Origin of the sequence: Microbacterium sp. Cr-K20, from assembly GCF_000708325.1 — a bacterium.
GTDB lineage: Bacteria > Actinomycetota > Actinomycetes > Actinomycetales > Microbacteriaceae > Microbacterium.
Window position 1 is genome coordinate 72,031 of sequence record NZ_JARE01000042.1, and the last position, 18,455, is coordinate 90,485.

The 18,455-nt window shown below is 69.8% G+C and carries 15 protein-coding genes; 4 read left to right on the top strand and 11 right to left on the bottom strand.

Translation table 11 applies throughout. The features are described 5' to 3' along the window. Nucleotides 1-112 precede the first annotated feature (112 nt). Nucleotides 113-562 carry a hypothetical protein gene (locus tag GZ67_RS0106765; protein ID WP_029261454.1) on the top strand — a complete coding sequence of 150 codons (450 nt, stop codon included), beginning with the start codon at nucleotides 113-115 and terminating at the stop codon, nucleotides 560-562. A gap of 7 nt (nucleotides 563-569) precedes the next feature. Here GZ67_RS0106765 and GZ67_RS0106770 read toward each other — a convergent pair whose 3' ends face one another. Both GZ67_RS0106770 and GZ67_RS0106775 read right to left on the bottom strand, forming a co-directional pair. Further along, nucleotides 570-1,178, bottom strand: coding sequence for an FMN-binding negative transcriptional regulator (locus GZ67_RS0106770; RefSeq protein ID WP_029261455.1), 609 nt, complete (start codon nucleotides 1,176-1,178; stop codon nucleotides 570-572). Further along, nucleotides 1,178-2,131 (bottom strand): DMT family transporter, encoded by a 954-nt coding sequence (locus GZ67_RS0106775; RefSeq protein WP_051662397.1) that lies wholly within the window; start codon nucleotides 2,129-2,131, stop codon nucleotides 1,178-1,180. The genes GZ67_RS0106770 and GZ67_RS0106775 overlap by 1 nt, the downstream gene beginning before the upstream one ends. Here GZ67_RS0106775 and GZ67_RS0106780 point away from each other — a divergent pair. Then, the gene (locus GZ67_RS0106780; protein ID WP_029261457.1) at nucleotides 2,130-3,536 is read left to right on the top strand and encodes an aminotransferase-like domain-containing protein; all 1,407 of its coding nucleotides are present in this window, start codon (nucleotides 2,130-2,132) and stop codon (nucleotides 3,534-3,536) included. The two genes, GZ67_RS0106775 and GZ67_RS0106780, sit on opposite strands and share 2 nt — an antisense overlap. Before the next feature lie 15 nt (nucleotides 3,537-3,551). Here the strand turns inward: GZ67_RS0106780 and GZ67_RS0106785 are convergent, their stop codons facing one another. Beyond that, the gene (locus tag GZ67_RS0106785; protein WP_231481718.1) at nucleotides 3,552-5,657 is read right to left on the bottom strand and encodes an APC family permease; all 2,106 of its coding nucleotides are present in this window, start codon (nucleotides 5,655-5,657) and stop codon (nucleotides 3,552-3,554) included. Nucleotides 5,658-5,740: 83 nt separating this feature from the next. Between GZ67_RS0106785 and GZ67_RS0106790 the strand changes: the two genes are divergently transcribed. After that, nucleotides 5,741-6,826, top strand: a complete 1,086-nt coding sequence (locus GZ67_RS0106790; protein WP_029261459.1) for a VanZ family protein — start codon at nucleotides 5,741-5,743, stop codon at nucleotides 6,824-6,826. A 60-nt stretch (nucleotides 6,827-6,886) separates the two neighbouring features. Further along, entirely contained in the window at nucleotides 6,887-7,621 is a 735-nt protein-coding gene (locus GZ67_RS0106795; RefSeq protein ID WP_036303193.1) for a GTP pyrophosphokinase, read from the top strand. A 55-nt stretch (nucleotides 7,622-7,676) separates the two neighbouring features. On the opposite strand, the gene GZ67_RS0106800 is transcribed toward GZ67_RS0106795, so the two are convergent. The 8 genes from GZ67_RS0106800 to GZ67_RS0106835 all read right to left on the bottom strand — a co-directional run bounded on the left by GZ67_RS0106800 (nucleotide 7,677) and on the right by GZ67_RS0106835 (nucleotide 18,433). Then, a complete protein-coding gene (locus GZ67_RS0106800; protein ID WP_029261461.1) occupies nucleotides 7,677-9,923 on the bottom strand; it encodes a glycoside hydrolase family 31 protein in 2,247 nt (748 codons plus the stop codon). Then, a complete protein-coding gene (locus tag GZ67_RS0106805; protein WP_029261462.1) occupies nucleotides 9,920-11,032 on the bottom strand; it encodes a glycoside hydrolase family 15 protein in 1,113 nt (370 codons plus the stop codon). The genes GZ67_RS0106800 and GZ67_RS0106805 overlap by 4 nt, the downstream gene beginning before the upstream one ends. 60 nt (nucleotides 11,033-11,092) lie before the next feature. Continuing rightward, nucleotides 11,093-12,352 carry an ABC transporter substrate-binding protein gene (locus GZ67_RS0106810; protein ID WP_029261463.1) on the bottom strand — a complete coding sequence of 420 codons (1,260 nt, stop codon included), beginning with the start codon at nucleotides 12,350-12,352 and terminating at the stop codon, nucleotides 11,093-11,095. Nucleotides 12,353-12,419: 67 nt separating this feature from the next. Then, nucleotides 12,420-13,235 carry a carbohydrate ABC transporter permease gene (locus tag GZ67_RS0106815; protein WP_029261464.1) on the bottom strand — a complete coding sequence of 272 codons (816 nt, stop codon included), beginning with the start codon at nucleotides 13,233-13,235 and terminating at the stop codon, nucleotides 12,420-12,422. Beyond that, nucleotides 13,228-14,175 carry a carbohydrate ABC transporter permease gene (locus GZ67_RS0106820; protein WP_081859913.1) on the bottom strand — a complete coding sequence of 316 codons (948 nt, stop codon included), beginning with the start codon at nucleotides 14,173-14,175 and terminating at the stop codon, nucleotides 13,228-13,230. The genes GZ67_RS0106815 and GZ67_RS0106820 overlap by 8 nt, the downstream gene beginning before the upstream one ends. Further along, nucleotides 14,175-15,401 carry an ROK family transcriptional regulator gene (locus tag GZ67_RS0106825; protein WP_197021031.1) on the bottom strand — a complete coding sequence of 409 codons (1,227 nt, stop codon included), beginning with the start codon at nucleotides 15,399-15,401 and terminating at the stop codon, nucleotides 14,175-14,177. Before GZ67_RS0106825 ends, GZ67_RS0106820 begins: the two co-directional genes overlap by 1 nt. 191 nt (nucleotides 15,402-15,592) lie before the next feature. Then, complete coding sequence (locus GZ67_RS0106830; protein WP_231481720.1) at nucleotides 15,593-16,891, bottom strand: D-alanyl-D-alanine carboxypeptidase family protein; 1,299 nt, start codon at nucleotides 16,889-16,891, stop codon at nucleotides 15,593-15,595. A gap of 327 nt (nucleotides 16,892-17,218) precedes the next feature. Then, nucleotides 17,219-18,433: an amidohydrolase gene (locus tag GZ67_RS0106835; protein ID WP_029261468.1), complete on the bottom strand. Its 1,215-nt coding sequence runs from the start codon at nucleotides 18,431-18,433 to the stop codon at nucleotides 17,219-17,221. Between the last annotated feature and the right edge of the window lie 22 nt (nucleotides 18,434-18,455).

Here is an 18,455-nt window from a genome sequence, read left to right on the forward strand (position 1 = left end):
GACGACCTCGCCGCGGTCGACACTCGCTGCCTGGGCCTCGTGCAGCTCCCGCCAGCCGGAGGCCTCGGGTCACGGCAGCTCGGCGTCGGCGCGGCCTGGCAGGATGTCGAGCATGAGTGTGATCTACGACTACTTCTCCGCCGCATCCGACGAAGAGGCCGTGAAGGTCCTCGACGTGGAGGCCGGGCCGACCGCGACGGACTCCGGTTTCGACGCCGGCACGCTCGGCGGCATCGATCCCGTCGTGCAGCTCGGCACGCTCGAGGCGCTGCTCACGGGCGCCCCGTACGACGACGTGACCGAAGACCCGCGTGCCGGACACAACCTCGCGATGAGCGAAGACTACGACCGGATCGTCATCACGGTGACGGATGCTCTGGCATCGGCGCTCGCCGCAGCCGACGACGCGCGCCTGGCCGAGGTGGCCGAGCCGTGGTCGCAGACCGAGGAGCTCGCGGGTGCGGATCCGGCGCAGTTGGCTGCGTTCGCGCGCGACCTCGCCGCTCTCGCGCGTCGCGCCGCCGCATCCGGCCACCACGTGTACTGCTGGGCCTGCATCTAGAGGCCGATCACGGTCGAACCCCGTCGACCCGCCGCATCTCCGACGCGAGCGCGCTGTTCGTCTCGGCGAACCGCGCGGTGATGTTCTCGCGCACCTCGGGCGGCTTGTTCTGGCTGAGCTTGGCGCGCGCATCGAAGCGGGCGACGCGCATCCGCAGGCCGACCGTGCCCTTCGCCGCTCGGCGAGTGCCCGGCTCGTCCTCCGACAGATGCCGACCGTGGTCCTGCCCGTTCTCGAAGTGGTCGGTCAACTGCGTGAGCATGGCGTAGTTCTCCTCCTCGCTGAGGATCTCGGGGGTGCCGTAGAGGTGCGCGGTCACGTGGTTCCACGTGGGGACCAGGTCGCCCGGCGGATACAGGCTCGGTGAGACGTAATCGTGCGGCCCCTGGATGATCACGAGAACCTCGTGCCGACCGAGTTCGTGGAGCTCATCGTCGGGCCGTCCGAAGTGGCTGGCGATCACGATGCCCTCCTCGTCCTCGATGAGCAGCGCAGGGTAGTGCGAGGCGACGAGTCCGGTGCTCGCCGGGGAGACGAACGTCGCCCACGGGTTGCCGCGGATGAGGCGCTTGACCTCGTCGGGGTCGGTCATCAGGTAGCGGGGTGTGTGGCGCATCAGGACTCCTCATCTCGGGGCGGCCGTTCGGTTCGGGGGCGGTCTTTCAGGCGCGTGCGCACCGCGAGCGCGGCGCAGGCGATGACGGCGAGACCTCCGACGGCGGTGGCCCAGCCGATCGGCTCGTGCAGCAGGAGGGCGGCCCACGCGATGCTCATCACGGGCTGGACGAGCTGGATCTGGCTCACCTGCGCCATCGGTCCGATCGCGAGTCCGCGGTACCAGGCGAAGAATCCGAGGAACATGCTCACCGCGGCAAGGTAGGCGAAGGCGAGCCATTGCACGGGGCTCGCTGCGGGTGGCTGCTGGATCGCCGACACCACGGTGAGGACGACCATGAGGGGAGCGGCGACGATGAGCGCCCATGACACGGTCTGCCAGGAGCCGAGCTCGCGGGCGAGCAGACCGCCTTCCGCGTAGCCGATCGCCGCGGCCAACACGGCACCGAACAGCAGCAGGTCGGCAGCGGTGAGGGAGCCGAGTCCGCCGTTCTGCAGGGCGGCGAACACGACGGCGGCGACCGCGCCGACGATCGCGAAGACCCAGAAGGAGCGGTTCGGGCGCTCGCCGGTGCGGACCACCACGGCGACGGCGGTCGCGGCGGGCAGCAGGCCGACCACGACGGCGCCGTGACTGGCGGGGGTCGTGGTCATCGCGAACGAGGTGAGCAGCGGGAATCCGGCCACGACTCCGCCGGCGACGATGGCCAATCGCCACCACTGCACCCGCGTCGGGATGTGCTGTCGTGTCGCGGCCAGGGCGATTCCGGCGAGGAGGGCGGCGACGACCGCGCGCCCTGCACCGATGAACAGCGGGGAGAGGCCGTCGACGGCGATCCGTGTGAACGGGAGGGTGAACGAGAAGGCGGTGACGCCGAGAAGCCCCCACCAGAGGCCGGCGTGCGTTGATAGCACTGTCGATCGCGGAGCGATAACGCTACTCTCTACTTTCATGAGTCAGGATAGCAGTGACCGGATCGTCGCCGGTGTCCGTGCATGGATCTCCTCCGCCTCGCCGGGCGCGCGAGTGCCGTCGAACCGAGCACTGATGGCCGAGTACGGGGCGAGCCCGGTCACCGTGCAGAAGGCGATGCAGCAGCTCGTCCGGCTCGGGCTGGTGGAGTCGCGTCCGGGCACCGGCACGTTCGTCCGCGCGATCCGCCCCGCCCGCTCAGCCGACTACGGCTGGCAGACCGCAGCGCTCGGCACCGCGCCCGCCGGACTCGCGGGCCTGTCGTCCACGCAGCGCACAGTGTCGCCGGAGGCGATCGGGCTCCACTCCGGCTACCCCGCGGTCGAGCTGCTGCCGGAGCGGCTCGTACGGCAGGCGCTCGTGCGTGCCGCACGCACCGATGCGGCGCTGACCCGCTCGCCCGCCGCGGGGCTGCCGGAGCTGCAGGCCTGGTTCGCCGGAGAGCTCGCCGCCACCGCACCCGCCGGCGTCACACCCGCATCGGCGCGCGATGCTCTCGTCATCTCAGGCAGTCAGAGCGGGCTGAGCTCGATCTTCCGTGCGGTCGTGGGCCCTGGGCAGCCGCTGCTCGTCGAGTCGCCCACCTACTGGGGCGCGCTGCTCGCCGCCGCGCAGGCGGGTGTCGTGCTGGTGCCGATCCCCTCCGGCCCCCAGGGCCCCGATCCGGATGACGTGGAACGGGCGTTCGCGCAGACGGGGGCCCGAGCGTTCTACGCGCAGCCGACGTTCGCGAACCCGACCGGCGCGCAGTGGCCGACCGCGACGGGGGATGCCGTGCTCGAGACCGTTCGCCGGCATGGGGCCTTCCTGATCGAGGACGACTGGGCGCACGACCTGGGGATCGATGCCGAGCCGCGGCCGGTCGCCGCCTCCGACGACGACGGTCATGTCGTGTACCTGCGCTCACTCACCAAGAGCGCCTCACCCGCCCTGCGCGTCGCGGCCGTGATCGCCCGGGGACCTGCGCGAGAGCGGATCCTGGCCGACCGCGCGGCGGAGTCCATGTACGTGAGCGGGCTGCTGCAGGCCGCAGCGCTCGACGTGGTCGCGCAGCCCGCCTGGCGCACGCACCTGCGCGGGTTCCGCGAGCACTTGCGCGCGCGCCGCGACCTGCTGGTCTCGAGCCTGGCCGCGCACGCCCCGTCGGCGCAGGTCGAGGGCATCCCGGCAGGCGGCCTGAACCTGTGGGTGCGGCTCCCCGAGGGGACGGATGTCGTGCAGGTCGTCCGCGACTGCGAGGTGCGGGGCGTGATCATCGCCCCCGGGTCCGAGTGGTTCCCGGCGGAGCCCTCGGGCTCGTACGTGCGGCTCAACTACGCGAATGCCGACCCCGGCCGCTTCGCCGAGGCCGCCGGCATCCTCGGTTCGGTGCTCGCCGGGGCGTGACGAAAGCCGCGGCGACTACTCCTGCGGCGGACCGGCTGGTCGGTGCGCGCGGCGTCCGTTCACGACCACGGGCCGCCCGGCGCGCTCCTGGCCCGGCAGCGGACGGGAACGGCGGCCGTAGATGAGCTCCGACGAGTCGAGCAGCCAGGGCACGAGGGTGATCGACACCCCGTGCACGAGCATCAGCTGGTTGGCGAGGCGGCGGGCGCGACGGTTGTGCAGGAACGACTCCCACCAGTGCCCCACGATGTACTGCGGCAGGTATACCGTCACGACGGAGGAGCCGTGCTTCTCTCGGTACTGCTTGATGAACTGGGTGACCGGCTGCGCGAACGAGCGGTACGGCGACTCGACGATCACGAGCGGGATGGGCACGAGGTGGTCGGCCCACTCCTGCTGCAGCGTGGCGGCATCGTCGGAGGCGACGGCCACGTGCACCGCGAGTGTCTTGCCGTGCTTGGCCGCGATCGCATAGTCGATGGCCTTCACGACGGGCTTCTGCAGTCGGTTCACGAGCACGATCGCGAGGTCGCCGGTCGCGCCGAACTTGGTGGTGTCGTCGATCGCGATCTCGTGCTCGACGTCGCGGTAGTACCGCTTCACGCCCAGCATGAGGAAGGCGAGGATCGGGATCGCGAAGAACACCAGGTAGGCGCCGTGCGTGAACTTGGTGATCGTCACGATGAGGAGCACGAGCACGGTCATCACTGCGCCGGCCGAGTTGATGATGAGCCCGATCTTCGCCGAACGACGATCGGAGGCGGATGCTCCGTCGATGCCGGAGCCCGCCTTGCTTTCGACCGGCCCGCGCAGCACGCGCCGCCAGTGCCGGACCATGCCGATCTGCCCGAGCGAGAACGACACGAACACACCGATGATGTACAGCTGGATCAGGGTGGTCAGCTTCGCCTGGAACACCACGAGCACGGCGATCGCGGCGATGCCGAGCAGGATCATGCCGTTCGAGAACACCAGGCGGTCGCCGCGGGTGTTGAGCGACTTCGGGGCGTAGCCGTCGCGGGCGAGCACCGCACCCAGCAGCGGGAACCCGTTGAAGGCGGTGTTCGCGGCGAGCAGCAGCACACACGCGGTCGCGGCCTGCACGATGAAGAAGGCGATGCTGCCGCCGCCGAACGTGGCCGAGGCGATCTGCGCCATCAGGCTCGGCTGCGGGTTCGTGCAGTCGAAGCCGATCAGGTCGCACGGGTTCTCGGCGTAGTGCACGCCGGTGATGAGGGCGAGCGCGGTGAGCCCGGCGAACAAGCAGGCGGCGATCGACCCCATCAGCACCAGCGTCGACTGGGCGTTGCGCACCTTCGGAGCCCGGAAGGCGGGAACCCCGTTCGACACGGCCTCGACGCCGGTGAGGGCGGAGCATCCGCTCGAGAACGCGCGCAGGATCAGCAGGATCACGGCCGCCTGGCCGAGGCTCTCCGCCTGCACGGAGAACTCCGCACTCGAGGCCACGGGAGCATCGCCCAGGAACGTGCGGATCAGGCCGGTGACGATCATGATGCCGACCGAGGCGATGAAGACGTACGTCGGGATCGCGAAGACGAGAGACGCTTCGCGGACCCCGCGCAGGTTCACGACGATGATGAGGATCACGAAGCCGACCGCGAGCTCCACGCGGAACGGGTCGAGCCCGGGCACCGCCGAGATGATGTTGTCGACGCCGGAGGCGACCGACACCGCCACGGTCAGGACGTAGTCGACCAGGAGGGCCGCGGCGACGATCACGCCGGGGATCTCGCCCAGATTCTTCGACGCGACCTCGTAGTCCCCGCCGCCCGAGGGGTAGGCCTTGATGAGCTGGCGGTAGCTGAGCACGACCACGATCAGCAGCACCACGACCGAGATCGCGACGAGCGGCGTGAAGGAGAGGAAGGTGAGTCCACCGATCAGCAGGATCATCACGAGTTCCTGTGGCGCGTAGGCCACGGAGCTCAGCGCGTCCGACGCGAAGATCGGCAGTGCCATGCGCTTGGGGAGCAGCTGGTCGTCGACCTGCTGGCTCGTCAGCGGTTCCCCGATGATGATGCGCTTCGCGCGCGGGGGCGCGTCCGCGCTCTCCCTGTTTTCGTTTGACACGTCCGGCGACACTACGCCTGCTGACGGCATCCTCACGCGATCCTCACGGAATCCCTACGGTCGGATACGGGTCCCTCACGGAATCCTTACGGCCGCGGCTACACTGGCACGCTGTGGAAGATCAGGTGCTGCTCGGGTTCATCGCCATCGCGATCGGAGTGGCTTTCGGCATCCTCCTGTTCGTGCCGTTCGTGGCGATCAGCTACCGTCGGCGCGGGCGGCTCGGCCTCGGGCGCACGCTGCTCTGGCTGTCGGCCCTCATCTACTTCTGGGCGATCTGGACGTACACCCTGCTTCCGCTGCCCGACCCGGACACGATCCGCTGCGTCGGGGCGATCACCGATCCGATGTCGGTCGTGCGCGACGTGCAGAAGGCGTTCGCGGCGCCGGGCAACCCGCTGCGGCAGCCGGCCCTGCTGCAGTTGGTGTTCAACGTGCTGCTGTTCCTCCCGCTCGGCTTGTTCGTGCGGGTCCTCGCCGGTCGCGGCATCCTGGTGGCGTTCGCCGCCGGATTCGGACTGTCGCTGCTGATCGAGACGACGCAGCTGACCGGCGTGTGGGGGGTCTATCCCTGCGCGTATCGCTTCTTCGACGTGGGTGATCTGATGACGAACACCCTCGGCGCCGTCGTCGGCTGCACCGTGGCGCTCGTCGTCCCGCGGTCGCTGCGCGGCGCGGAGGCGCGCCCCGACGCCGACCTTCCCCGTCCGGTCACCCGCGGTCGCCGCGCCCTCGCGATGCTGTGCGACTTCCTCGGCTACGGCTTCCTGAGCATGGGCGCCGGCGTGACCGTGCAGGTGTGGCTGGAGTTCGTCGTGAAGGACCGCGCCGCGGTGCTCGACGGCACTCTCTCGTCCGCGGCGGCCACGATCGTCCCGTCCGCACTGTTCCTGGTGCTGATCCTGATCGGCGGGCGTTCGATCGGTGACATCGCCGTGCAGCTCCGCTACACGGGATCGCGTCTGCCGGCACCGTTCGCGCGCCTCCTGCGCTGGGCGGGCGGCATCGGAGGGATCAGCGCTCTTCAGCTGCCCGGCGGGATCTTCGGGTTCGCGGCGGCCGCGCTGTTCCTCGTCGCGGTCGTCCTGTTGTTCACGACCCGCTCCGGGCGCGGCCTGCCCGGTGTCCTCTCCGGCCAGCACCTCGTCGACGCGCGGGCGGACGTCGCAGCCCCGCGCCCCGGAGCCCGCCGCATGTGAGTCGTGAGGACATCGCGCATCCACAGCGGTTTCCGATCACGAACGCGTAACGTCGATGCCATGTCGACCGTTCACGTCACCGAGGACACGATCAACCAGGCCCGCGTGCTGCGTGACGAGCTGCAGCGGTTCCTGCGCGAGTACGAGTTCGGGATGCGCGAGGTCGAGACGAAGATCTCGATCCTCCGCGACGAGTTCACGCACGACCACGCGTACAACCCGATCGAGCATGTGAAGAGCCGGCTGAAGTCGCCGGACAGCATCGTCGAGAAGATCGCCCGCAAGGGAATCGACGAGCCCGACTTCGACCGCATCCGCGCCGAGATCACCGACATCGCCGGCGTGCGCGTGACCTGCAGTTTCGTCGCCGACGTGTACCGGCTGTTCGACCTCCTCACCGCGCAGGACGATGTCACGGTGCGCACCGTCAAGGACTACATCGCGCACCCGAAGGACAACGGCTACAAGAGCCTGCACGCGATCATCGAGGTGCCCGTGTTCCTGTCGACCGGCGCGCTGGCGGTGCCGGTCGAGGTGCAGTTCCGCACGATCGCGATGGACTTCTGGGCCAGTCTCGAGCACAAGATCTATTACAAGTTCTCGAACCAGGTGCCCTCGCACCTCGTCGACAGCCTGTCGGATGCCGCGGATGCCGCCTCCGAACTCGACAGCCGCATGGAGCGCCTGCACCGCGAGGCGCATGGCGTGCCTCAGCGCCAGCTCGCCCCGCCGCCGCCCCCGGCACCTCGCTCTGCTCCGCCCGCGCCTGTCGACCCGCGGGTCGTCGGGGTCTAGCCGACGGACACCGCCGCGACCCCGCTCTCGCCGAGAAGCGGGGCCGCGGCGCGGCTCAGATCGCGAAGACCGCCTGCAGACCCGGCCACGACGATGCACGGGCGAAAACCGGGATGCGGTCGCGCGGGGTGCGGGGCGTCACGACCGCGCCCCCCGGCACCGACTCGCCCGTCCACACGTCGACCCAGTCACCGGGCGGCAGATACACCGGCCACTCCACGGCGCCGGGCTCGAGGACCGGCGCGACGAGCAGTTCGTCCCCCAGCATCCACTGGAGTGGATACTCCCACACCTGCGCGTCGGCGGGGTGGTCGAAATAGAGCGGTCGCATCAGGGGCCGGCTCGTGCGGATCGACGCTCGCGCCTGCTCCGCCAGATACGGCACGAGGCGTTCGCGCAGGTGCACGAGCGCGCGCACCTCGGCGATCACCGAGTGGTCTCCGGTGCGCTCGGCGATGTTCCAGGGCGTGCGGTCGCGCGACGGGAGACGGTGGTGGTTGAACTCGGAGTGGTACTGCATGATCGGCACGAAGACGCTGGCCGACATCGCCCGCACGTACAGCTCGGGGTCCGGGATGTCGCCTGAGAACCCGGCGATGTCCCAGCCCCAGTAGAGGATGCCGCTGGCGGCGGCCGAGAGCCCGGCGAACATCGACCAGCGGAAGGCCTCCCAGGTGGAGTTCTCGTCGCCGGCCCAGAACGCGCCGTGCGCCTGGGACCCCGTGAAACCTGCACGGCTGAATGTCACCGGCGCCTTTCCGGCTGAGGTGAGCAGCCGCCCGTAAGCCGCGGCGTACGCCACCGGGAAGAGGTTGTTCGACTCATCGCCGTGGCTGCCGTCGAGATAGCGCAGGTCCGCACCCCAGGCGTGCTCGCCGCCGTCGGTCTTGAACCCGTCGACGCCGACCTCTTCCACGAGGTAGCGGCGCTTCTCGGTCCACCAGTGCGCGGCGCGCTCATCGGTCAGGTCCGGCATGAGGCCGAGGGGGAACCACCAACCGCGGTTGCGGTACGGGCGCAGCGAGCCGTCAGGGGCGACCTCCTTGATCAGCACGTCCTCCCGGATCGCGGCGTCCGCGTCGGCGCGCGCCTGCCCCTGCGGGTGCGGGCGCATCTTCATGAGCGGGATCTGCCACAGGTGCACGCGGATGTCCTGCGCGTGCAGCCGGTCGACCATCCCCTTCGGGTCGGTCCACGCGCCCTCGGCAGGGAACGAGAAGTCCGCCAGACGGAGAGGCCCGCCGTCGGTGCGCACGTCGTACTGCGCGTCGCGGAACGCCGTGAACGTGCTCTCGTCGCTCCAGGCCTCGATCACGACGGAGCCGACCGGGATGTCGTGCTCGCGGTGCAGATCCATCTGCCGCTCGACCTCGGCCTGCGTGTTCCATTCGTTGCCGCTCGCCCACAGCCGGAACACCCAGTCCGGGAGCTCCGTGGGGCGTCCGACCTCGTCGAGGAATGCATCGAGCACCTGGGTCGGGGTGCCCGCGTACAGAGCGAGATCGAGAGCCTCGGCATCGGTGCGGGCGTCGGTCTCCGTCTCGACGACGAGTCGCGTCGCGTCCGATGCGCCGAGGTCGAACCACACTCGCCGCGAGGTGCGCACGTGCAGACCCCAGCCGCTGCCGCCCACGATGTGTGCGAACGGCATGGGCAGGTAGGTCCGACGGTGGGCGCCTTGGCTCTTGTACTGCTCGAAGACCATGGAGTCGAGGCGTTCGCCACGGTGGTCCAGGGCATCGAAGCGCTCGCCCAGACCGGTCACGTGCTCACCGGCGGTCAGCGGCAGGACGAAGCGCACGCGCAGGATCCGCTCGCCGTCGTCCAGAACCTCGATCTCCGACGGTCGCGCGGCGACGGACGGAGAGCCGCTCACGCGTACCGTGTCGGAGGCGCCGGGCCGCCAGGTCGCGACACGGCAGTCGAACCAGCGCGTGGTCTCTGCGGAGTCACCGGGGCGCAGAGCGGTGAAACGGTAGCGCAGCGTCGTCCCGGGCGCGACGGCCGGCAGAGTCAGCTCCCACCCTCCGGCTGCTCGATCCTGTCGGGCCTGCGCAGACGCCAGGTGGCCGCCGTCGACGGCCTGTCCCCGCGACGAGCGGGCGACGGGCGAGAGGGGGTGCCGCTCGGAGCGCATGCCGTCGGCATCCCGGACCTCGAGCTCGACCTCGACCGATTCGGCGTCGGCGGAGGTCCGCACACCGAGGCGCAGGGGCGCGCCGGCGATCGGATGCACGGGGGAGCGCTGCTCGGTGTCGTCGGAGTACGGATGACCGGACCCGGCCGGGCGGTGGCGGATCATGCGACGACCTCCCCGAGCTCGACGGCGAGGCGCAGCAGCATCGCATGGCTCCACAGCAGCGGTGTCGCCACGGTTCCCCACCGGTCGATCCACTCCTGACGGAACGACGGGTCGAGCAGGTGGTCGTCGACCTGCTCCGGGAGCATCCGTGCGGCGGTCGCCGTGCTCGCCGCCCACTCGAGTGAGCGCCGCGCGCCGTCGCGGTCTCCGGTCGCGGCCTGCGCGAGCCCGAGGAAGCAGGTCAGCAGCGGCCACTGTCCGCCGCCGAAGAAGGTGTCGGCGCGGAAGCGGTGCACGCCGCCGTCGACCGAGAGCTCGCGCTCGATGGCCCCGACCGTGCCCGCCGCGAGGGGGTCAGCGGCCGGGATCACCCCGAGCGGGGCGATCAGCGAGCTGAGGCTGCCGTCGACCACGTCGTCGCCGATCCACTTCACCAGGTGCCCGTCGGCCGTTCCGTCATGGCGCAGCATCCGGTCGATCGCATCCCGCGCCTCGAGCGCGGACCGCAGGCGCTCGCCCTCGATCAGCCCGCCGGATGCCGCCGCGGAGAGCCCCGCCGCGATGCAGCCCAGCGTCGAGACGTGCACGTGCTCGGAGTGCTCCTCCCACCAGTCGAAGCAGGGCCGCTGCCAGGAGCTGACGAGGTAGTCGACCGTGAGCTCGGCCGCGCGGCGCCAGCGCTGCGCGTCGAGGCCGTGCCGCTGGGCGTGGGCCACAGCGGCCCAGAGCCAGGTTCCGTAGCCGTCGAGCTGGAAGTCCCACCAGTCGTCGTCGCCGAGGTCGCCGGCGATCGTGAAGCGGGCGGGCAGCATCCGGTCGTCGGGCAACGGCCGCCCGGATCGAGCCCCCGCGACGATCTCCTCGATCGTGCTCTCATGCCGGATCAGCACGTCCGAGCACCAGTCGAAGAACGCGGTCGCGGACTCGACCGCCCCCGCCGCCGAGACGCCGTCGGCGATGAACGCGCCGTCGCGGAACCAGCAGTATCCGCGGTATGCGGAGAAGTCCGGGCTGGCGGGATAGGCGCCGTTCGGCTCCTGCAGGGAGGTGATCACGGATCGCGAGTGCGCGAGGAGGGCACCGAGGTCGGTGTGCACGGGGGACGTCATCGGGGGAACTCCTGGGGTCAGAGGGGCGGGCCGGTCGGCCCGCCCCGGGGTGGTGTGGCGTCAGCCGAGCAGCGCGTTGACGCGCTCTTCCGCGGAGTCGAGTGCCTCCTGGACGCTCTTGCGCCCCGCGGCGGCCTCGGTGAGCTCTTCGCTCACGATGTCTTGCATCTCGGTCTGGCCCTCCCCGATCGACGGCGCGAGAGCGACCTGCTCCAGCGAGTCGAAGACGGCCTGACGGTTCGCCGGGTCGCCCTTGTCGAGGTAGGCGTCGAGCTGGCTCTCGTCGGCGATCGGCGGCAGCTCCCACCCGCTGTCCAGCCGCACGTCGACCATGGTCTTCGAGCTGGTCAGGAACTCCGCGAAGCGCTGGGCGGCATCCGCGTTCTTCGAGCCGGCCGACACCGCGACGCCGTTCGAGAACAGCGCGCTCGCGGCCGTGGTGTCACCCGGCTCGACCGCGATGTCCCACGCGAAGCCGGCGTCGGCGAGGCCGCCGAACATCCAGATTCCCGTGTGCCACATGGCGAGCTTGCCCTCGGCGAACAGTCCACTGTCGAAGTCGGGGGTGCCTGCACCCTGCTCGGCCGTCGGCATCGTGGTGCCGCTCTTGCCGACCAGCCACTCGGCGGCCGCGAGGCCCTCGGGTGAGTTGAACGCTGCGGCCGAGCCGTCCTCGTTCAGGAAGTCGCCACCGGCCTGAGCCACGGCCTTGTAGTACTCGTGGTAGCTGATCGGCTGGTAGTCGCCCCAGACGCCGGCTCCGGCATCCGTCAGCTTCTCCGCGGCGGCCTGCTCGTCTGCCCAGGTCCAGTCGGAGGTCGGATACTCGATGCCGGCGGCGTCGAACAGGTCGGCGTTGTAGAACAGCACGACGTTCGAGAACGAGCTCGGCAGGGCGTACTGCGTGCCGTCCGTGGCGTAGGCGTCGGCGAGGGATGCCTGGTACAGGTCGGTGTCGACGCCGTCCAGAGGAGCGAGCACGCCGTTGGCCTGGTAGGCCGCGTAGTTCGCGAACTCGATGTCGAAGACATCCGACACCGTGCCGCCGGCGAGGTCGGTCTGCAACGCCGTGAAGTAGTCCGCGTACGGGAGGGTCGTGACGTCGACCTTCACATCGGGGTTCTCCTTCTCGAACGCCTTCACGATGGTGGCGAGGTTCTCCTCGTTCCCGCCGTTGGAGATGAAGTTCGAGTAGGTGATGGTGACCTTGTCGCCGTCGCCGGAGGCTTCCGTGCCTCCGGACGAGCAACCGGCGAGCGTCAGTCCGACGACCGCGAGGGCGGCGACGGTGCCGACCGGGGTCCATGCTGTGCGTGACATGGTGGGTGTTCTCCTTCTCATCGGGTGGTGCGTGATCGGGTGGTGCAGATGGTGCAGGCGCTGCGGGTCACTTGATCCCGGAGCTGGCGACGCCCTGGATGACATATCGCTGGGCGAAGACGTAGATGGCGAGCATGGGGAGGATCGAGACGACCGAGCCCGCCATCATCACGTCCCACTGCGTCGTGTACTGGCCCTGGAGTCCGGCGAGCGCGAGGGGCAGCGTCTGCAGCTCGGCGGAGCGCAGGATGATCAGCGGCCAGAGGAAGCTGTTCCAGCTGCTCATGAACGCGAACACGGTGAGTGTGGCGATCGTCGGGCCGACGAGCGGCAGCACGATCGTGCCGAAGATGCGGAAGTGCCCGGCGCCGTCGAGCGTGGCGGCCTCGTCGAGTTCGCGCGGCACCGAGTTCATCGCCTGCCGGAGCAGGAACACCCCGAAGGCGCTCGCCACGCTCGGCAGCAGCACGCCGAGGTAGGTGTCGACGAGCTGGAGATCGCGCATCTGCACGAACAGGGGCACGATCAGCACCTGGATCGGGATCATCATGGTCGCGAGGTACACCGCGAAAACCGCGTCCCGCCCGGGGAAGGGCATCCGGCTGAACACGTAGGCGGCCATCGAGCTCGTCAGGAGCTGCAGCAGCGTGGTGACGACGGCGAGGACCAGTGAGTTGAGCACCACGCGAGCGAACGGCGTGTTCGCGAAGAGCTCGGCATAGGCCGAGAACGAGGGGTTCTCCGGGATCAGGGGAGGGGTGGAGGAGAGCCCGGCCCCGGGGGAGATCGAGGTCACGATCGTCCACAGGAACGGGAAGAACATGAGCAGTGCCCCGACCACGACGACGGCCGTCAGGGCGATCGTGCCCAGGCGCTTACGCATAGTTCACCCACTTCTTCTGGCCGCGGATCTGCACGATCGTGACGATCAGCACGAGGAGGAACAGCATCCAGGAGAGAGCGGATGCCTCCCCGGCACGCCCGTATCGGAAGGTGAGGTCGTAGATCTGCTGCACCACGACCGTGCTCGCGCCGGCCGGTCCACCTCCGGTCATCGCATACACCTGGTCGAACACCTGGAAGCCGTTGATGAGCGAGATCACGATGACGAAGAACGTCGATGGCGACAGCATCGGCATGGTGACGCTCACGAGCCGACGCCAAGGGCCGGCGCCATCGACGCGGGCGGCTTCGTAGAGGTCGGCGGGGATGGCCTGGAGTCCGGCGAGCAGGATGATCATCACGAAGCCGAGGTCCTTCCACGCTGACGCGATGATGATCGAGGGCATCGCCCACGCCGGGTCCGTCCACCATCCCGGTCCGTCGATGCCGACGAGGCCGAGGACGAAGTTCACGATGCCGATGTCGGGGTTGAGCAGCCAGCGCCAGACGAGCGCCACGACGATCCAGCTGGTCACGACGGGCAAGAAGTAGACGCCGCGGAGCAGGTTGCGTGCGGGGATGCGGCTGTTCAGGGCCAGTGCAAGGGCGAGGCCGCCGAAGTAGACGAGCGGCAGGTACCCGACCAGGTAGTAGAGCGTGTTGAGGAAGGCGCGGTGCGTCGCCGGATCCTGAACGAGCTTGACGTAGTTGTCGAAGCCGACCCACTGCATCGGCGACAGCAGGTTCCAGCTGTGCAGGCTCGTCCATAATGCGCCCACCATGGGGTAGAGCGTGAACATGACGAGCGGGAGGGCGCTGGGGAGCAGGAAGATCAGCACGGTGATCGCGTACCGCGCTCGCCGGGAGCGGCGTCCGCGTGCGGGAGGACGTGGTGTCGTCGGTGGGGCCTTCACGGCCGGAGGGGACTCGACCGCGGTCATCAGCGGGCTGCTCCCTGGGACCCGTCGCGCGGGGAGGGCTCGGTCAGGCGTTCGCGCACCAGTCGGCCCTGCTCGCCGGTGCGGCCGGCCGCGTCGAACGGTGTCGCGAGCACGAGGCTCGCCGCACCCTGCGCCCACCGGTCGTCCTGCCAGGTCTCGACGGCGACCGGAACGCCGCGCTTGCGGGGCATGAGGCCGGAACGGAGGGCGGGTTCGAAGCCGTAGGACCAGTGGTTCCACGCCTCGACGCCTTCGCCGAGGAGGATGACGATCTCGGGGTCGATCGTGTTGACGATGCCGGCGAGTGCCCGTCCCAGCAGGTGTCCGGCATGCGAGAACGCCTCCTGGGCGGCGGTGTCGCCCTCGTTCGCGCGGCCCTGCAGGGTACGCATGCCGGCGGCCTCGCCGATGATCCCCCGCTCGCGAGCGGCGGTCACCAGGGCGTCCTCGCCGATCAGCGACTCGAGGCAGCCGTCGGCGCCGCAGGCGCAGCGAGGACCGTCCTCCTGTGTCGGGAGGTGGCCGATCTCGCCGGCCCCTCCGCCATGGCCCCGCAGCACGGCGCCATCGGCGATGATGCCCGCGCCCACGCCCGTGCCGATGGTGACGACGAGCACGTTGTCGTGTCCTCGGGCCTGACCGTGGAGCAGTTCGGCCATCGCGAGCGCGTTGACGTTGTTCTCGACGAGCACGGGGAGCGACAACTCGCGGCGGAGCACGTCGCCGAGCGGTACGTGGCTCCAGCCCAGCTGCGTCGAGTCGACGTTGCCGAGACTCTGGTCGTCCACATCTCCCGGCACACCGACGCCGACTCCGAGGAGAGGGCGGTCGCTGCCGCCGGCGATGAAGGCGCGCAGCAGGGTGGCGAGGGTGGGAATCGCCGTCGCGGCCGCGGCATCGAAGGGCTCGGACGCCGAGCGGACGACGGTGCCGTCGATGCCGACCTCGACCACGGTGACGTGGTCCGCGGCGACCTTCACTCCGATGACGCGGCCGGCGTCGGCGACGAGTCCGAGCAGTCGTGCGGGACGCCCGCCCTGCGAGGGGCTGTGGTCGAGCTCGACGAGCAGCCCGTCGGCGATCAGCTGCTTGGTGATCTGGGTGACCAGTGCCGGCGACACGCTCAGCAGCCGCGCGAGGCTTGCTCGCGAGGTGGGGCCGAGCGCGCCGACCTGGGCGAGGACGGCGGAGCGCATGATGTCGGACCGTGCCGAGGACTGAGTCACTGGAACCCCTTTGTTTAGGACTAAATGAACTATAGAAACAAGTCCCGGGGTGTGTCAATGCCGACGTGTCCCGTCGACGCGTGCCGCGGCGGAGCGCGCCAGAACGGCGCGAAGCAGAACGGCGACCGGCAGGATCGCAGACCTCGCTCCGATTACTGCCCGACGAGGTCGGACGCCTCAGTCTGCGCCGCTCAGCCGAGCTCGGACGGGTGGGTGAGCCGCCACCACTCGGACGGTGCGTCGATACTCCCCTTGATCTCGACCGGGGCGGTCACGGTGTGCGGTCCGGCGGTCCAGGTGACGCTGCCGACGACCGTGCCATCGCGGTAGGTCGGCGGGGTGTCGATGTCCATCGTCGCGACGATCGGGGTGTCCGACCAGGTGAAGATCGCCGCATCCTCGCCGATGACCAGCTGCGCGGTGGAGCCCCACGGCGTCGAGATCGTGCCGACCTCGTGTCCGGTTGTCGCGACCGGCACCTCATGGAAGCCGGTACGGATGCTGTCCAGGGTGGCGAGCACGCTGCCGTTCACGGACTCGCGCGTCGGTCCTCCGAGGATGACGCCGGTCACCGCGAGCGGTTCGGCGGTGCCCACGACGAGAGTCGCGGTGTACAGCAGGCTGTACGTGCCGTGGCCCAGGGTGCCCGTCTTCAGCCCCGTGATCCCGCTCGTTCCGAGCAGGCCGTTGGTGTTGTGCAGCTGGCCGGCGCCGGGGAGGGAGATCGATGAGGTCGCGACGATCTGAGCGATGGTCGGATTCGCCGCGGCCAGCTTCCCGATGGCCAGGAGGTCGGCAGTCGTGCTCGTATTGCGCGGGCTGATGCCGGTGGGCTCGGTGATCGTGGTGCCCGTCAAGCCGTGGGCGGAGAGCCAATCGCGAGTCGCGCCGAGGAACGCGTTCTGCGATCCGAAGATCCGGGAGGACAGCGCCTCGGCGTAGTTGCTCGCCGACGGGATCAGCATGGCGGCCAGGGCATCGTGCAGCGACATCGACGTGCCCGTGGGCATGGGGGCGATGGTCGCGCCCTGCACGTAGTACCTGTCGTAGAGGTCGTGGTCGGCCTTGCTGAAGGTGATCGTGGGCCCGGGGTCGTCGGCGGAAGACAGCGGGACTGCGTCGAGGATGACCAGTGCGGTGATGAGCTTGGTGATGCTCGCGATGGGGAGCGGATCGCCGGTTCCGCTCGACGACCAGATTCCGCTCGCCCCCTCACCCAGGTATGCGTCCGCGCCGGAGATGCTGATCGCCGAAGCGCCCGCGGGAACCGCCGCGATGGACGCGGCACCGCCGACCGGCACCGGGGGTATCTGCGTCGTCACCGCCGGCGGTTTCACCGGCGCGGTGAGAGCCCACGCGATGTACCCTCCGGTCGCAGCCAGCAGCAGCACCACGCAGGCGGCGGTGATGAGAAGCCCCCGGCGTCGGCCTCGCCTGTGGGCCTCCGGATCGAGATCCCGAGGGGAGGCGAACTCCTGCTCGCGGGTCATCAGATCCGCGAAGTCGGAGAGATCGTCCGTGGGTTGATTCGGCGCGGTCAACGACAGGGCCCGTCACCGATGGCGTACGGCATGAGCACGAGGTACCTCCAGGAAAGTCCGCTCCGACCTCGAGGCAGAGCCCTTCCGAGGAACCATATGGTCATCATGGCCGACATCCGACACCCCCGCCATCGGCCATTCGGGGGACATGCGCTCCGTGCCTCGCGCCGCCGCAGAGATCCGCACTTCGGTCGGCCGTGTTGCGGCAGAAGGGCCGACGGGAGCGCGTTTCTCCGACGGGAGCGCGACCCCGGCAGCCGAGCCGAGCCCGCGGGTCTAGTCGAGGAACTCCCGCGCTGCGGCCGACAGTGCCGTGACGCCCACCTCGATGGTGGGGTGGATCTCCGGGGCGAAGAAGGGGGAGTGGTTGGTCGGGATGTCCTTCTCCAGGCGCCCGGCCGCGCTCGCCTCGGCGAAACGGACCGGGTCGATGCCGCCCCAGAACCAGAACACCAGCGGCACGCCGGCATCCCGCGCGAACCACGAGACGTCCTCGCTGCCGGTGAACATGCCGGGGTCGATGACGGATGCTTCGCCGAGGACACGCTGCAGAGCTGCGGTCACCCGCGCCGTGGCATCCTCGTCGTTGATCGTGGCGGGAAGGGTGTGGTCGGTGCGGATCTCGGGCTCCCGCTCGGCGCCGGACGCCGCGGCCTCGGCCCGCACGATGCGCTCGACGCTCGAGAGCACCTTCTCGCGCGCCTCCTCGTTCGGGTAGCGCAGGCTGAGCTCGAGCTTCGCCTCCGCGGGGATGATGTTGTTCTTGAGTCCGGCGTGGATCGAGCCGACCGTCACGACGGCCACGCCCTGCGGGTCGATCTCGCGTGAGGTGATGGTCTGCAGACGCATCACGGTCGCCGCGGCCATGACCACCGGGTCGATGGTGGCGTGCGGGCGGGAACCGTGGCCGCCGCGCCCGTGCAGCGTCACGGTCAGGCCGTCGGATGCCGCCATCTGGGTGCCGCTGCGCACGCCGATGATGCCGGCGGGCAGCGGGGTCACGTGCTGACCGAGCACGATGTCGGGCTTCGGGTAGCGGTCGAGGATGCCGGCGTCGAGCATCGCCCGCGCGCCAGCGCCGTACTCCTCGGCCGGCTGGATCACCACGACGAGAGTGCCCGACCACTGGTCGCGTTCGGCGACGAGCTTCTCGACGGCGCCGATCATGGCGGTGACGTGCATGTCGTGGCCACAGGCGTGCATGACCGGAACCGTCGTCCCCGCAGGGTCGACGCCGTGTGCGGTGCTGGCGTAGGCGAGCCCGGTCTGCTCCTCGACCGGCAGCGCGTCCATGTCGGCCCGCACCCACACGACCGGTCCGTCGCCGTTGCGCAGCACGCCGATGACGCCGGTGACGCCCACACCTTCTTCGACCTCGAGACCGAGATCGCGCAGGTGCTGGGCGGCGATGCCGGCGGTGCGCGTCTCCTGGAACGAGAGCTCCGGATGCTGATGCAGGTCGATGTACAGCGCTTCGAGGTCGATCGTCATGGCCCGAGCCTAGCGGTGGCGC

Bases quoted from the DNA above. Each gene is read 5' to 3' on its own strand.
- GZ67_RS0106765 (WP_029261454.1), top strand. From the start codon at position 113: ATGAGTGTGATCTACGACTACTTCTCCGCCGCATCCGACGAAGAGGCC.
- GZ67_RS0106770 (WP_029261455.1), bottom strand. From the start codon at position 1,178: ATGCGCCACACACCCCGCTACCTGATGACCGACCCCGACGAGGTCAAG.
- GZ67_RS0106780 (WP_029261457.1), top strand. From the start codon at position 2,130: ATGAGTCAGGATAGCAGTGACCGGATCGTCGCCGGTGTCCGTGCATGG.
- GZ67_RS0106775 (WP_051662397.1), bottom strand. From the start codon at position 2,131: ATGAAAGTAGAGAGTAGCGTTATCGCTCCGCGATCGACAGTGCTATCA.
- GZ67_RS0106785 (WP_231481718.1), bottom strand. From the start codon at position 5,657: ATGCCGTCAGCAGGCGTAGTGTCGCCGGACGTGTCAAACGAAAACAGG.
- GZ67_RS0106795 (WP_036303193.1), top strand. From the start codon at position 6,887: ATGTCGACCGTTCACGTCACCGAGGACACGATCAACCAGGCCCGCGTG.
- GZ67_RS0106800 (WP_029261461.1), bottom strand. From the start codon at position 9,923: ATGATCCGCCACCGCCCGGCCGGGTCCGGTCATCCGTACTCCGACGAC.
- GZ67_RS0106805 (WP_029261462.1), bottom strand. From the start codon at position 11,032: ATGACGTCCCCCGTGCACACCGACCTCGGTGCCCTCCTCGCGCACTCG.
- GZ67_RS0106810 (WP_029261463.1), bottom strand. From the start codon at position 12,352: ATGTCACGCACAGCATGGACCCCGGTCGGCACCGTCGCCGCCCTCGCG.
- GZ67_RS0106815 (WP_029261464.1), bottom strand. From the start codon at position 13,235: ATGCGTAAGCGCCTGGGCACGATCGCCCTGACGGCCGTCGTCGTGGTC.
- GZ67_RS0106820 (WP_081859913.1), bottom strand. From the start codon at position 14,175: ATGACCGCGGTCGAGTCCCCTCCGGCCGTGAAGGCCCCACCGACGACA.
- GZ67_RS0106830 (WP_231481720.1), bottom strand. From the start codon at position 16,891: ATGACCCGCGAGCAGGAGTTCGCCTCCCCTCGGGATCTCGATCCGGAG.
- GZ67_RS0106835 (WP_029261468.1), bottom strand. From the start codon at position 18,433: ATGACGATCGACCTCGAAGCGCTGTACATCGACCTGCATCAGCATCCG.